Origin of the sequence: Ekhidna sp., assembly GCF_963691765.1 — a bacterium.
GTDB lineage: Bacteria > Bacteroidota > Bacteroidia > Cytophagales > Cyclobacteriaceae > Ekhidna.
Genome location: NZ_OY829375.1, coordinates 1,372,801 through 1,387,144 on the forward strand (window position 1 = coordinate 1,372,801; position 14,344 = coordinate 1,387,144).

The 14,344-nt window shown below is 38.3% G+C and carries 13 protein-coding genes; 6 read left to right on the forward strand and 7 right to left on the reverse strand.

The features are described from left to right. Window positions 1-49 precede the first annotated feature (49 nt). The gene (locus ACY650_RS06455; RefSeq protein WP_462252923.1) at window positions 50-2,260 is read left to right on the forward strand and encodes a TonB-dependent receptor; all 2,211 of its coding nucleotides are present in this window, start codon (window positions 50-52) and stop codon (window positions 2,258-2,260) included. 47 nt (window positions 2,261-2,307) lie between these two features. Here ACY650_RS06455 and ACY650_RS06460 read toward each other — a convergent pair whose 3' ends face one another. From ACY650_RS06460 to ACY650_RS06470, 3 genes are all read right to left on the reverse strand, one after another. Further along, the gene (locus ACY650_RS06460; protein ID WP_462252925.1) at window positions 2,308-2,703 is read right to left on the reverse strand and encodes a hypothetical protein; all 396 of its coding nucleotides are present in this window, start codon (window positions 2,701-2,703) and stop codon (window positions 2,308-2,310) included. 2 nt (window positions 2,704-2,705) lie between these two features. Continuing rightward, a complete protein-coding gene (locus ACY650_RS06465) occupies window positions 2,706-3,695 on the reverse strand; it encodes an aldo/keto reductase (RefSeq protein WP_462252927.1) in 990 nt (329 codons plus the stop codon). A 104-nt stretch (window positions 3,696-3,799) separates the two neighbouring features. Further along, on the reverse strand, window positions 3,800-4,381 hold the full coding sequence (locus tag ACY650_RS06470) for an outer membrane beta-barrel protein (protein ID WP_462252929.1): 582 nt from the start codon (window positions 4,379-4,381) through the stop codon (window positions 3,800-3,802). A 90-nt stretch (window positions 4,382-4,471) separates the two neighbouring features. Here ACY650_RS06470 and ACY650_RS06475 point away from each other — a divergent pair, with 90 nt between their 5' ends. Further along, window positions 4,472-4,672, forward strand: coding sequence for a hypothetical protein (locus ACY650_RS06475; protein WP_462252931.1), 201 nt, complete (start codon window positions 4,472-4,474; stop codon window positions 4,670-4,672). A gap of 47 nt (window positions 4,673-4,719) precedes the next feature. Here ACY650_RS06475 and ACY650_RS06480 read toward each other — a convergent pair whose 3' ends face one another. Then, a complete protein-coding gene (locus tag ACY650_RS06480) occupies window positions 4,720-6,555 on the reverse strand; it encodes a YfbK domain-containing protein (protein ID WP_462252933.1) in 1,836 nt (611 codons plus the stop codon). Between the two features lie 158 nt (window positions 6,556-6,713). On the opposite strand from ACY650_RS06480, the gene ACY650_RS06485 reads away from it, so the two are divergent. Genes ACY650_RS06485 through ACY650_RS06495 form a run of 3 tightly spaced genes read left to right on the forward strand, consistent with a single transcriptional unit; the run spans window position 6,714 to window position 9,295 of the window. Continuing rightward, the gene (locus ACY650_RS06485) at window positions 6,714-7,238 is read left to right on the forward strand and encodes an RNA polymerase sigma factor (RefSeq protein WP_462254387.1); all 525 of its coding nucleotides are present in this window, start codon (window positions 6,714-6,716) and stop codon (window positions 7,236-7,238) included. Next, window positions 7,213-8,613 carry a TonB family protein gene (locus ACY650_RS06490; RefSeq protein WP_462252935.1) on the forward strand — a complete coding sequence of 467 codons (1,401 nt, stop codon included), beginning with the start codon at window positions 7,213-7,215 and terminating at the stop codon, window positions 8,611-8,613. Before ACY650_RS06485 ends, ACY650_RS06490 begins: the two co-directional genes overlap by 26 nt. 1 nt (window position 8,614) lies before the next feature. Continuing rightward, window positions 8,615-9,295, forward strand: a complete 681-nt coding sequence (locus tag ACY650_RS06495) for a carboxypeptidase-like regulatory domain-containing protein (protein WP_462252937.1) — start codon at window positions 8,615-8,617, stop codon at window positions 9,293-9,295. On the opposite strand, the gene ACY650_RS06500 is transcribed toward ACY650_RS06495, so the two are convergent. Both ACY650_RS06500 and ACY650_RS06505 read right to left on the reverse strand, forming a co-directional pair. Further along, entirely contained in the window at window positions 9,292-10,020 is a 729-nt protein-coding gene (locus tag ACY650_RS06500) for a LytR/AlgR family response regulator transcription factor (RefSeq protein ID WP_462252939.1), read from the reverse strand. The two genes, ACY650_RS06495 and ACY650_RS06500, sit on opposite strands and share 4 nt — an antisense overlap. Before the next feature lie 2 nt (window positions 10,021-10,022). Beyond that, entirely contained in the window at window positions 10,023-11,084 is a 1,062-nt protein-coding gene (locus tag ACY650_RS06505) for a sensor histidine kinase (RefSeq protein WP_462252941.1), read from the reverse strand. A 223-nt stretch (window positions 11,085-11,307) separates the two neighbouring features. Here ACY650_RS06505 and ACY650_RS06510 point away from each other — a divergent pair, with 223 nt between their 5' ends. Next, window positions 11,308-13,515 carry a DUF5916 domain-containing protein gene (locus ACY650_RS06510; protein WP_462252943.1) on the forward strand — a complete coding sequence of 736 codons (2,208 nt, stop codon included), beginning with the start codon at window positions 11,308-11,310 and terminating at the stop codon, window positions 13,513-13,515. Here the strand turns inward: ACY650_RS06510 and prmC are convergent. Then, entirely contained in the window at window positions 13,493-14,338 is an 846-nt protein-coding gene (gene prmC / locus ACY650_RS06515) for a peptide chain release factor N(5)-glutamine methyltransferase (protein ID WP_462252945.1), read from the reverse strand. The genes ACY650_RS06510 and prmC overlap by 23 nt on opposite strands. Window positions 14,339-14,344: the final 6 nt, after the last annotated feature.

The following is a 14,344-nucleotide window of genomic DNA, read 5'->3' on the forward strand; positions in this document are numbered from 1 at the left end:
ATAATGGGAAGTCCCCGCTTTCCGATGGTTAAATAATAATTTAATAAAAATGAAAACTTTACTTCTATCGGCCGCGCTGCTGATAACGACCCTTGCCTACGGACAAGACAGTCTCAAAACTGTGCAATTGGATGATGTCACGGTTTACTCGACCAGGGCAAATGAAAAAACACCAACAACCTATACTACCGTGGATAAGAAGGAGTTGGGTGAAAGAAATCTTGGGCAAGATTTACCAATTCTACTGAACTTCACACCATCCCTTGTTACAACTTCAGATGCTGGAGCTGGTATTGGATACACAGGCTTGCGCATTCGTGGAAGCGACGCAACCAGAATCAACGTTACGATCAATGGTATTCCTGTTAATGACTCAGAATCGCATGGAGTTTTTTGGGTAAACATGCCTGATCTTTCATCTTCTTTGAATAGCGTACAAATTCAAAGGGGTGTAGGAACGTCATCAAATGGTGCAGCCGCATTCGGTGCGACAGTTAGCCTGAAAACAAATAATGTTTCAAAAGACGCCTTTTTCCAAACGGACAACTCTGTAGGTAGCTTCAATACTTGGAAAAACAACGTGACTTACAATACAGGTCTAATGAATGACGTGTATAATTTCGAAGCTCGTCTTTCGCGCATTATTTCAGATGGATTTATAGACAGATCAGCTGCTGATTTAAAATCCTACTATTTATCTGGCGGTAGATACGGTGAAAAAACCATGATAAAAGCTGTAATCTTCGGAGGACAAGAAATCACGCAACAAGCATGGTATGGCACTCCAGAAGCAAGATTGACTGGCAATGCCGATGATATTCAGGAACTAATTGACTTTGGAGGTGAGTATTCTACGCAAGCTCAATTAAATAATTTGAGAAATTCCGGAAGATCTTTCAACTACTATCTCTATGATAACGAAGTTGATAATTATCGTCAAGATCATTACCAATTACACATTGGACACAGTATTTCAGAGACGCTCAATTTTTCGGGAGCACTTCATTATACCCGAGGTAGAGGATTTTTTGAGCAGTTTAGAGAAGATGATGATTTAGTAGACTATGGATTGTCCAACATTGTTATAGGCGCAGAAACTATAACAAACTCAGACATTGTAAGAAGACGTTGGCTAGATAATCACTTCTATGGCACTACCTACTCATTGAACTATAACGAGGATGAATGGGATGTGACTTTTGGTGGAGCATGGAACAAATACGATGGCGATCATTTTGGAGAAATCATTTGGGCTCAATTTGCTGGGGATGTCGATATCAGAGATAGATATTACGAAGGCAATGGAGTGAAAACAGACTTCAATACTTTCTTAAAAGTGAATTATCAGCTTAATGATAAGTTAAACTTATTTGGAGATGCTCAAATCCGAACTATTAACTACCAGACTGACGGCTTAGATAGCGACAGAGAGGCCTACGATGTAGATACGGATTTCACATTCTTCAATCCTAAATTCGGATTAACCTACGCGCTCAACAACTCAACCAATGTTTATGCTTCATATGCGATAGGAAACAGAGAGCCAGTGAGATCAGATTTTATTGACGCCAACGATGGTACAGAACCTGAGCATGAAACATTGAAAAATATCGAAATAGGAATTAGATCAAGTGGTTCCAAATTTTCATATGAAGCTAACTTCTACCACATGAATTATGAAAATCAATTGGTTGTGACAGGAGCTGTTAATGATGTAGGAGCACCTATTAGAGTGAATGTTCCAAAAAGCTTCAGAATGGGAATTGAATTGGCAGGAGCGTATAAGCTAACAGATGATTTGGTATGGTCTGCAAACCTTACACTCAGCAGAAACAAAATTGATCGATTCTCAGAAATTGTGTTTGCAAGCTTTAGCGAAATCGAACATAAAGATTCTGACATTTCGTTTTCACCAAACGTAATTAGTGCTAGTGATATCAGCTACTCTCCGATAGATGGGTTTACGCTCCAGCTTTTGACTAAATATGTAGGGAAGCAGTTCTTAGACAACACTTCCAACAATGACAGAGCGATAGATTCGTACTTAACCAATGATATTAGAATTGCTTATGATTTTTCTTTTGGAGATGTTAAGAATCTTGGCATTTCTTTATTGGTTAATAATGTACTTGATGAAGAGTATTCTTCAAATGGATATACCTGGGGATACTACTATGGTGATGATCAATTGTATCAACAAAACAATTACTACCCGCAAGCAGGGAGAAACTTTCTAGTTGGTTTGAGTTTAAGATTCTAGAAAAGAATATAAAAGCTAAGGAGCCACCTAATCATAGGTGGCTTTTTTCATTTTATAGCTGCTAAAATACCTTCGGTATTCCCCATTAGTTGAGTGATTTTCCTTACTCTACCATTCGATAGTTTAATGGCGATGTATTCATTTTTCAAACCACTCTTTCTCTTAACGGAGATAATATCTTCCTTACGAATGATGGATGCATTAGAATTTAAAAACATATAATATACTGCAAAACAGAAGTGAGTCCCACCAATAAACAAGCCTGTCCAGAGCAAAAATTCATCTCCTTCTTCTAGATAGCGAAGCACTGAAATTGTACCAAAGACTGTCCAGATTATGGAGCTGAAAAACAACAGATTGTTCTGTCTTTTAGCATCATCGATAATCGTGATTGTACTATTATCTACAATCAATTCGCCCTTTTCAATTTTTATCGAGCCCATTTTTATACATTATGATCGATAACTACCTTTTCCAATTCAGCATTAATTCTCTCAATCTCATCTTTAGATAGCTCAAAACTCATGCTTTTTGCATTTTCTTCCGCTTGTTGAGCGTTTCTTGCCCCAACCAATGCTGCCGTAATACCCGGTCGCTGAATGGTCCAGTTAATTACAAGTTGAGCCAATGGGACTCCATGCTCGTCTGCAATTGGTTTTATTTTTTGTAAAAACTCATTAGTTCTGGATCTGTTTGGCTCCTTAAACCATTTCGTATTTGGTCTGTGATCATCTCCTTTAAACACATAGTCGGAAGTAATTTTTCCGGTAAGTAGCCCTCTTTGCAATGGGCTATATGCCAAAATACCAACCTGATCTTCCAGGCAGTATGGAATGATATCTTTCTCAATTTTTCTATAAACCATACTGTATGGAGATTGTGTGGAAGCTAAGTCAATGATTTGATCTGCGCGCTTCATCAATTCAACGGTATGGTTGGACATCCCGATTGCACGAATTTTTCCTTGTTCCTGAAGTTCTTTGAGAACTTCCATGGTCTCCTCTACTGGAGTGGTAGCATCAGGTCTATGGATTTGATAAAGATCAATGTAGTCAGTCCCCAGACGTCTAAGACTATCCTCTACTTCTTGAGTAATTCCATCCCTTCCCGCATAAGCATAGGTCTTACCGCCATCACTGGTTGGAAATTGATATTCACCTTTTTCAACTTTCCAGTTAAAACCAAACTTCGTCAGTATTTCAACATTGTCCCGTCCCAATTCTTGTATAGCCTTACCTACTAAAGATTCACTATGACCAAATCCGTATACAGGCGCAGTGTCAATGGATGTGACTCCTAAATCGAAGCTTGTTTTCATGGCTTCCATTGCATCACGATCATCATTCCCGCCCCACGCTTGACCTCCTATTGCCCACGCTCCAAAAACAATCGGCGAAATTTTTAAATCTGATTTTCCAAGCTGTACTTTCTGCATATTTTCAATTTTCATTTAAAAAGGCAATACCTAACTCTAAAGTTCAATGTTCTCATATTACTGTCAAAATCGTATGAATCTGTTATTAAGTAGCAATGTGCAAACTATTCGTTATTGAGATTCAATCGTATTCCAAAAGATGTATTTGCAGCATTTAGGTTGGCCCCAATTCGCTTCCTTGTTAGCTCACCTCCTCCACTTTTTTCCTTTTCGCTTATGTATTGAACTATTCCTACGCTTGCTACTACAGACCATTTGTTGTTAATAAAATAATGCAGTCTTGGCTGTATGCTAAAAGTAAACTGGTTCATATCACTCGTTACACTCGGGTTCTCAATTTTTCCAAACCCATAAGAAGTAGTTATAAAGGGGGAGAAATATACTTTTTCATTTAACTCAAATAACTTCTCATACCCTACAACGAAAGATGTTAAATGCTCATTTACCTCATTTCCTGTTGAAGAAAAGTTAAGACTCTCATACCTAAGACCGCCATAAAACAACGTGTTTTCAGAGGTAGCAAATCCAATTAACGATTGGCCAAAAAAGAAGGTGGAACTGCCAGGAGATTCTGAATCTGAAAAGGAAAAGCTAAGATCAATAACTTTAGCTCCTTCTTGAATCTGTGCTGAAGTCTTGATAGAAATCAGGAAGACTATTAATAATAAAGTGAAATATTTCATCATTGCTTTTTTCGGGAATATCAAATTTGTAATGCACTAAACTGCCTACAATATAAGCATCACTTGCATTAAATTACTTCCAAATAAGTGGCTATGACATCTTCACAAAAACACGGAATCCCCGCATTAATTTCCTTTTTAATTCCTGGACTTGGTCAGATCATCAAAGGACAATTGTTCAAAGGAATCTTTATTTGGATTATCGGTGGGGTTGTGGGTTTCTTTTTCTGGTGGACATTCATCATTCCATTCGCCGTATGGGCATGGAATGTGTATGATGCATACAACAATTAAAAAAGGCGACTCTCTCCAGAATCGCCTCAGACTAACTCAACCACTAACTACTGTGGACTCATACTTTTCGCTAAATCCACCAGTTCAATAAATTCGCTTCGATACCCGAATTTATCTTCACCTTTTGCTGACTTAGCCATCCTCAACACATCTACATATGTAATGTCCCCTTTGTATTCAGAATCTCTTATGAGCATTCCGAAACCTGCTACTGCCATTGACCAGTTCAAATTTTGACTGGAATTTCCAACCTCATTCTTAACTATTGATGTAATCAGCTTGCTTGCGTTTCCATCAGGCTCTTTATATCGAAATTTCACAGTGAAAAGCTCATCGGTAGAACTGTTCGTTTCGTTCTCTACTTTTTGATACTTCAATGGATCTATATCCTTAACAAAATCACTATCTACCCCCACTGGAATGATCTCATAAAGTGCTGTAACTGTATGACCACTTCCCAGCTCACCTGCATCCTTTTTATCATCGTTGAAATCCTCATTATTTAGCAACCTATTTTCATAGCCTATCAAGCGATAAGCTTGAACAACCGCTGGATTAAACTCAACCTGAATCTTCACATCTTTGGCGATAGTAAACATGGTTCCTCCAAATTCATTTACCAATACCTTTTTCGCCTCTTTCATATTGTCGATGTATGCATAATTGCCATTCCCTTTATCAGCCAATATTTCCATCTTAGAATCTTTATAGTTGCCCATTCCAAAACCAAGTACAGTGAGGAAAACACCTTCCTCTCTTTTCTTTTCAATAAGCCTTTCCATTGAAGCATTGCTAGATGATCCCACATTGAAATCGCCATCCGTCGCTAAGACTACTCGGTTATTTCCACCATTCACAAATTGCTCTTTAGCGATCTTGTAGGCTAGCTCGATTCCTGCACCACCTGCAGTTGATCCTCCAGCCTGCAGTTTGTCCAGTGCCTCCATGATCTTCTTCTTGTCATTCCCATCAGTTGGCTCAAGAACCAACCCTGCAGCGCCAGCATATACTACGATAGACACCTTATCCTGTGGGCGCAACTCATTTACGAGCAACTTAAATGCTGACTTTAACAGCGGCAATTTGTTAGGAGCACTCATCGATCCCGACACATCAAGAAGAAAGACAATATTTGATGCTGGAAGATTTTCCAATTCAATTTTCTTACCCTGAAGGCCAATTTGAGCAATCAAATGCTGATCATTCCATGGTGCCTTCGCGACCTCTGTATTTATTGAAAATGGATTTTTGCCAGTGGGATCTTTGTATTCATAATTGAAGTAGTTGATCATTTCCTCAATCCTCACTACATCTTTTTGCGGCAACTGGCCATTATTTATAAACCTTCTCATATTACTATATGAAGCCGCGTCAACATCAATAGAAAAGGTAGAAAGTGCATGATCCAAAACCTTTCTAAATCCATTTTCATGGATAGTAGCATATTCTTCCGTGTTATGATATACTCCCTGATCATGAAAGTATGCTGACGAACTCAATGATCTGTTTACAGCCTTTTTACTCATTTGAGCGACTAGCATAGGCCGAGATGTAATCATTTCGGAGACATCTTCTTCTTCCGCAAGCTCTATGAGAACCTCTTTGCTTAAAGCGAGCGTCACATCAATTAGTTTACTGTTTCCAACCTTAATTTCTACGGTTTCAAAACCCGATGTAGAAAATACAAGAATGGATTTATCACTAGACACTTCTATTGAATAGAATCCATTGACGTCAGTACTAACTCCTGATTTCTGACCTTTGATTACAACATTAACTCCTGATAAGGGCAGTCCTGCCTCATCATAAACTGTCCCATTTACAAACTTGGCATTCACATTGAATGCAACTAATATTGAAATGATGATTACTAGATGTTTCATGTCTATTAAATTTTAGTTTTAACCGCGACATGGAATTCACATTTCATGTCAATTTTCATTTGATTTGACATTGAGATGCAGTCATGAATCATATTCCATAAAGTTTTTTCATTTTTTTTCTGAGCACACATAAATCCATATCACCAAAAGATGAAGAAATCCTCTCAAAATACAGAGAGACGGGTGACCAGGAGCTATTTGGAAATCTTTTCAATACCTACATGCATCTAGTTTACGGGCTTTGTCTGAAGTATTTTAAAAACCGAGATGATAGTCAGGACGCAACAATGGCAATCTATGAAGACATCAGCATTAAGTTATTGACGACAGAAGTACAACACTTTAAAAGTTGGCTTTATATGGTTGCCAAAAATCATTGCTTAATGGAATTGCGTAAAAAAAATCCAGAGATTCACAATGATATTTTTATGGAATCTACCGAGGCTGTGCATCTTAATGATGACAAAATTGAATTAGAAAGAGATCTTGAAGCGCTGGAAGACTGTATCGAACAATTAAAATTGGATCAAAAAGACTGCGTTAAACGCTTCTTCTTAGAAAAAAAGAGCTATCAACAAGTAAATGAAGAGACAGGTATAGATTTAAAAAAAGTGAAAAGTCACATTCAAAATGGAAAACGAAATTTAAAAATGTGCCTTGAAAGCAAGAATGTCAGCAGATAAAAACCATAGCGAACAATTTGAGAAATATCTCAAAGGCCAGATGAGTCCGGAAGAAGCTCATGCTTTCGAGCGTGTAGTTTTAGATGACCCATTTGCGCAAGAAGCATTGGAAGGTTTAGAGTCAGTAGGAAATGAATCGTTGCAGGATATTGAAAAATTGAAAGCAAGAGTGGCGACTAAAAAGAAGCGATCAATTCCATTTATGAGACTAGCAGCAGTTGCTGCCTTACTAATTACCGCTTCATATTCACTTTATTATTTCACTGAGCAGATTGGAACTGAGCAGCTTGCTATGGAAGAAGACGTATCTGAAAAACCGACGCAAAGTGGTCCAGCTCCAGATACTATCGAACTTCCGAATAAATTGGATGAACAACTTGCAGAAGAAAGCGATATTGAACTAATCATCCCAGAGACAACTGAAAATATTGAACCAGTATTGGAAGAGGTAACTGAAGAACATTTTATTACTGAGGCCGAGATAGTAGAAGTTGATGAGGTTGCAGACGAAGAGGCAATTGAGCTGGTAGCGGAAGCGGATGCTGCTGAGGATTTCTTTTCTGAAAATATTATTCAAGAGGACCTAGAACGAAGATCGGCAGGCATTCAAGTTTCTCAGATTGCGAGACCGAATCCAATGCTCATGATTGACTCGAATGCCTTGGAAGAAATAGTAGTTACTCCGCAGCCATTGGTAGCTCAGACCAGATCCCTAAAGGCAGATGACTCAGATCAGATTGAAAAAGATAAAAAAGCAGAATCCCGATTCGCAAGTCGAAGTGCTGTATCTGCGCGAACAATTACAGGTAGAATCACTGATGATACAGGCGAGCCGCTACCTGGAGTAAACGTAATTATCAAAGGCACCACCACAGGTGTAACTTCAGATCTCGATGGCAACTACCGAATCACACTAGATGATGGGAGAACATTGATTTTCGCATATGTGGGATTTTCAACAACAGAAATCGAAGTTGGCAGTCGAGAAACCTTGGATGTCACATTAGGGGGAGTAACTGAACTTCAGGAAGTGGTGGTAACCGGGTATGGTTCTCGCAACGAGGATCCAGTTGTGAATTATAAAGCTGCCCGGCCTGGAACTGGGAATCGTGCATTCAAGAAATATTTAGAAGACAACCTTGTTTATCCAGAAGCAGCAAAAACAAACGAAGTAGAAGGCACAGTCGTCCTGGAATTAACCATAGACTCAAGTGGACAAGTATCAGAAATCGACATAAAGAAAAGTCTAGGTTATGGATGTGATGAAGAGGCTATTAGATTAGTTAAGGACGGTCCAAGCTGGGAGGCAGCTGAAAGAAATGGTTCGCGAGTATCAGATAAGTTGAAGGTGAGAGTGAAGTTTAAACTGGATTGATATGAGGAAATCAAGTGTTAAGGTTAAAAATCCATGTAATGTTAATTGGAAAAGTTTAGAACAAAACGGTCGTAATAGATTTTGTGCCATCTGCGATAAGAAGATTGTTGATTTTAGAAACATGAGTAATCCAGAAATAATTTCTTACCTCCATGATTCCAATGAACGCATTTGTGGGTTGATAAATCGAGCATCCCCAAATACCTCTTTTACACATAAGAAAAATCTAATCGTTCATTCAATAATAGCGTTTAGCTCATTTCTTTTTGGAGGTAAAGCTGCATCTCAAAGCATTAATGAATCAAATGCTATTGCTATTGAATCGACTGCAATATTGACGCAGAATATAAAAATTGAAAATCACGATCAGCAACAAATAATTGTCAGCGGTGTAGTTACAGATGAAGCTGGTGAAGGCCTTCCAAATCTTAATATTATCATTAAAGGAACGACTAAGGGTACTCAGACTGATATGAATGGAATGTACAGCATCGAAGTTCCTGAAAAAACAATACTAATTTTCTCGTACATTGGATTTGAAACGAAAGAAGTTAATGTTCAGAATAAAACTGAAATTAATGTGACCATGATAAGCAGCACAATTGATTTGGGGGAAGTGGTTGTAATTTCCAAATGGTACACACCACGAGGATTATGGCAAAGAATTAAACGAATTTTCTAACCCGCATTTTGACCGCTAAGCACCTTCATCACCTCAGATTTATAACTCCTCCCGATAGGTATTTCAGTCTCTCCAATTTCAATCGAAGTATTGGAGTACGCCGATATCTTCTTTACAGATATAATGTACGATTTGTGGACACGCTGAAAACAATCAGCCGGTAACTTCTTCTCGAGATAACTAATCTTTTGCAAGGATATCAGCTCTTTTCCTGCTTCAGTTTTCACGCGTACATAGTCTTTTAAGCTCTCGATATACGTGATGTCTTTGAGATAGACTTTGACCATTTTCCTATCTACTTTCAAGAAGAGAAATGGGTCGTCAGACTGCATTGATTCGGCTTCTTCCCTAACTACTTCAACAGAAGTATTTCCATTTTCCACCACTTTGTTAATGGCCATCAAAAAACGATCAAACGCGATCGGTTTAAGTAAGTAGTCTAATACACTTAACTCGTAACTTTCGACCGCATATTCTCGATATGCAGTGGTAAATATTACTTGAGGTATGGGATTTAGTGCCTTTAAAAATTCGATACCTGTGAGCTTCGGCATCTGAATGTCTAGGAAAAGAAGATCTACAGGTTCTTTCTTTAATACTTCAAACGCTTGAACCGCATTGCTACAAGTACCTACCAACTCCAGTGTTTCCACTCGATCGACATACGATTGAAGAATTTCAATTGCAAGTGGCTCATCATCTACTATCAGGCATTTTATTGGCATGCTTATAAGTCAAGTGTCAATACGATAAGAAAGGTATCATCCGAATCATGCATTTCAAGCGTATGCCTTTCAGGATATAGCAATTCCAGTCTTCTTCTGACATTCTTTAATCCTATCCCTTGCTTATAATTGAATTCATCTACCCTTTCTTCGTGCTTACTTTTACTGTTTTCTACCTTCAAGGTTAGCTTTTCTTCCTTGAGCTCAATATCAATACTGACCCAGGCTTCATCCATTTCTTCGCTGACACCATGTTTAAAACTATTTTCAACGAAAGGCAAAAGCATTAAAGGCGCGACCTGTAGGCCACTTGAATTTCCCAGAATATTAAAAGAAGTATTCAACCGATCTCCGTATCTGATTTTCTCCAGAGATATATAATCTTTCAAAAGCTTGATTTCTTTTTCTACTTGGACCCTATCTGCAGCGCATTCATATAACATGTAGTTGAGCAGATCAGAAAGTTTTAATACCACTTCTGGCGCTTCCTTGGATTTCTTAAGTGTCAATGCATACAGGTTGTTCAATGTATTGAATAAAAAATGAGGATGCACTTGGGCCTTCAAAAAATTCAACTCTGCTTTCAATTTTTCCTCGACCAAAAGCTGATTAGATTTCTGTTCTTTAAACCAATATTTGAACCACTTAATAACCACAGCCAAGACTAATACTGGGTAGATTTTTGTAGTGTATTTCAACATTTTACTATAGTTGAAAATATGTGGCGTATAGTTATCATCAGCCCAAAAAATTGGCTTCTGCACAAATACATAAAAGAACCACATGAAAGCGCTGAATGCCAAAATCAGTAAGATCAAATACGAGAAGAAATCAAAATAACGCTCTTTGAAAAGAAACCTGGGCATTAGAAAATAGAGCGTAAAATATACTGCTGGGATCTGTAATACAGCGTCAGAAAGTTGAATCATATATTGACGGCCATACTGCTCATCAAAGCTTCCATATACCAGGGCAAAAAAGCTGATGAATACAAACCAGAACACCAAATGCCATAGTATCCTAGGCTGCTTAAACAATATGTCTTCGAGTTTTACTCTACTCATAATTCATCACTAAACGCCCAAACTTATGTATTCCGTTTCATAATCTCACTCCCATCGACAAACAACAGCGTTCGCATGTCAAACGACAACTTGCGTCTCTCAAAGTGCATTGAGAGTTCTTAAAAAGTGGTTTAGAGTTATTACAAAGTCATTCAGCTAAAAACATGCTGATGTAGCAACTAAGCACAGTATTGAGGGTATACGGAATCAAAACCCAACTTCCATGTCCAAGATAAAATGCTTCATACTGATCTTCTTTTCTCTTTATCAGGTTTACGCCCAAGAGACAAGAGATAACTTTCGATACGCCATCCGCAAGACAGCTGAGCCCATAGCTATAGATGGAAACGAAGATGATACTGTCTGGGAGAGTATTAATGAAATTCCAAACTTCATCAATCATTGGCCAATAGATTCAGGTGCTGCAAATGCACTGACTAAAGTAAAAGTGACATATGATGAAGATTTCATTTACGTACTGGCACTTTGTTACGATAATGGCAATAGAGTGGTGCAATCATTAAGAAGAGATGATGACGAAGGCCATTGGAATAGTGACAACTTCACTGTGGTAATAGACCCGATGAACAGCAGACAAAATGGGTTCATGTTTGGTGTAAATGCTGGTGGCTCTCAGATAGAGGCGCAACTAAATATAAATCGAGTTAGAACAGACTATGATCAAAACTGGGACAATAAATGGTACTCTACCGTGAGGAGTTACAATGACCACTGGACCGTTGAAATGGCTATCCCTTTTAAAACATTGAGGTATACCACCAACCAATCAGAATGGGGAATAAACTTCATTCGTGGTGATATGGAGCGAAATGAATACTCAACCTGGACGCAGTTTCCACTTAATTATGGCGGGGTGGATCTCAATTTTATGGGGACGCTCGATTGGGATCAAAACCCTAAGAAAGCCAAAGGAAAGGTAGTCCTCATCCCATATCTATCCGGCGGTACACAAAGAGATTTTCAAAACGATGAACAAAGAAGCTATGACAAGACTTCTGATACCGGCCTGGATGCGAAAGTAGCAATTAATGGATCCCTTAATTTGGACCTGACTGTTAATCCAGATTTTTCCAACGTCGACGTAGATCAACAAGTCACCAACCTATCCCGATTTAGCATATTCTTTCCTGAGCGTAGAAACTTCTTTCTTGAAAATGGAGATATATTTTCAAATTTTGGAACATGGCAAATCTCCCCATTCTTTAGTAGAAGAATTGGTTTGATTGACGGTGAACAAATCCCAATACTTTATGGCGCTAGGTTAACAGGAAATGCTACCAAGAAGACCAGAATAGGAGTCATGAACGTACAAACAAGAGAGTATGACTCAATAGCTGCACAGAATTATTCTGTTGCCGCAGTACATCAACAAGTACTTGATCGATCTATAATAAAGGCCATTTTCATTAACAGAGAAGCTAGTGGCCCATTAGCCGAAAGTGCTTATGCGAGGAACGGAGGTATTGAATTTGCTTACTTATCCAACAATGGCAAAATTGGAAATACCGCCAGATTCCACACCTCAAATACGCCAGAAAATTATAGCGACAATCATTACTATGGGTTCAATGGAAATTACAATGGGAAAAATTTAAGGATGGGATGGACATTAGATGTTGTTGGTGAAAACTACATCACTGAACTCGGGTTTAATCCTCGACTTGAAAACTATAATGCTGAGACAGAGGAAACGACAAGGAAGGGATTTACTAGAATCAATCAATGGGTTAATTATAGAACCTTTCCAACAAAGGGAAAACTTAATTCTCATGGCCCTGTTTCATGGTATAACATTTGGTTTAACCATGATGGTGGTGGCATCAATGAGCGTATCCATGGGTTGGGCTATAACTTGAATTTCAAAAACACCTCTTGGCTTAGGCCTAATATCGTCTATCGTGAAGTGAATCTCCCTGTACCAACTTCTTTGTTAGGTAGTGATTTTGAACCCCTTCCAGTAGCACATTATCAATTCACCAGCGCAGACATCCGATATAATTCTGATCGAAGAAAAATAGTGAGTGCAAACCTGGTTTTCGGATTTGGTAACTTCTTCAATGGCACAAGAATGAACACCTCGACAGGATTGAATTTTAGAGCCCAACCTTGGGGAAACTTTGGAATATCATATGATTACAATCAAGTGAAACTTCCAGGTGCTTTTGGACAGTCAGACTTCCATTTGCTTCGAACTAACGCACAAATAAGTTTTTCGAACAGGATGTTTTTAACCTCAGCTGTCCAATTCAATTCACAAAGCGAGAACTATAATTTCTTTACGAGGTTTCAGTGGAGATATCGTCCTATGTCAGACCTATTCGTCGTATATACGGATAACTACGAAATGGATGGTCTTGGGCTTAAAAATCGTCAGATCGTTTTCAAGGCTACCTATTGGCTGAATTTATAGCCGAAATCATTCGGTCTTTCCCTTGCATATCCTGATGAATTTTTATGTCTTGATATCCAATCTCTTTAAGATGAGCTTCTATTTCCTCGCCATAATTTTCATGAATTTCGAAATATAGCTTGCCGCCAGGTTTTAATGATCTTATGCCTTCTTTGGCAATAGTTTTATAGAAAATTATTGGATTATCATCAGATACAAATAGTGCAATTTCTGGTTCATAATCCAGCACATTACTTCTCATTTTGGATTGATCCTTAAAAGGTATGTATGGAGGATTGCTGACCAGGATATCTAGATCATAATGACTTAATTCCTCCACAAGAATATTGCAACTTTTAAATAGCACTCCGCCATTCAAGGTATTAGAATTTGCTTGAGCAATACTTAGCGCTTCCCATGAAACATCAATACCTTCCACAGAAGCATTTAATTCCAGGGAAAGTGTAATGGCTATACACCCAGATCCAGTACCAATGTCAAGCACTTTTAAACCAGCAATTTTATTTTCATTTATAATAAGCTCGCATAATTCCTCCGTCTCTGGCCTAGGTATTAGCGCTCCAGATGCTAGTTTAAATTTCCTTCCAAAGAAATCTGCAACACCAGTCACATATTGTATTGGTTCATTTTTTAGAAGCCTGGTGGTCAAACCCTTGAGTTTTATTCGATCTATTTCAGATTTCTTCTCAGCAATAATGTCTGCTCGAGTCACTGAAAAAGAATCCTCAAGCAGGAGATATGAAATATTCTCTGCTTCACGTCTCTCGTAAACTTTTTCCAAGACTTTCGTTGTTTCTTCCCAGATTTGCTTGACGTTTTGCATGGTTAA

Excerpts from the sequence above, each read along its gene's own strand:
- ACY650_RS06455 (WP_462252923.1), top strand. The coding sequence starts at position 50 with ATGAAAACTTTACTTCTATCGGCCGCGCTGCTGATAACGACCCTTGCC.
- ACY650_RS06460 (WP_462252925.1), bottom strand. The coding sequence starts at position 2,703 with ATGGGCTCGATAAAAATTGAAAAGGGCGAATTGATTGTAGATAATAGT.
- ACY650_RS06465 (WP_462252927.1), bottom strand. The coding sequence starts at position 3,695 with ATGCAGAAAGTACAGCTTGGAAAATCAGATTTAAAAATTTCGCCGATT.
- ACY650_RS06470 (WP_462252929.1), bottom strand. The coding sequence starts at position 4,381 with ATGATGAAATATTTCACTTTATTATTAATAGTCTTCCTGATTTCTATC.
- ACY650_RS06475 (WP_462252931.1), top strand. The coding sequence starts at position 4,472 with ATGACATCTTCACAAAAACACGGAATCCCCGCATTAATTTCCTTTTTA.
- ACY650_RS06480 (WP_462252933.1), bottom strand. The coding sequence starts at position 6,555 with ATGAAACATCTAGTAATCATCATTTCAATATTAGTTGCATTCAATGTG.
- ACY650_RS06495 (WP_462252937.1), top strand. The coding sequence starts at position 8,615 with ATGAGGAAATCAAGTGTTAAGGTTAAAAATCCATGTAATGTTAATTGG.
- ACY650_RS06500 (WP_462252939.1), bottom strand. The coding sequence starts at position 10,020 with ATGCCAATAAAATGCCTGATAGTAGATGATGAGCCACTTGCAATTGAA.
- ACY650_RS06505 (WP_462252941.1), bottom strand. The coding sequence starts at position 11,084 with ATGAGTAGAGTAAAACTCGAAGACATATTGTTTAAGCAGCCTAGGATA.
- ACY650_RS06510 (WP_462252943.1), top strand. The coding sequence starts at position 11,308 with ATGTCCAAGATAAAATGCTTCATACTGATCTTCTTTTCTCTTTATCAG.
- prmC (WP_462252945.1), bottom strand. The coding sequence starts at position 14,338 with ATGCAAAACGTCAAGCAAATCTGGGAAGAAACAACGAAAGTCTTGGAA.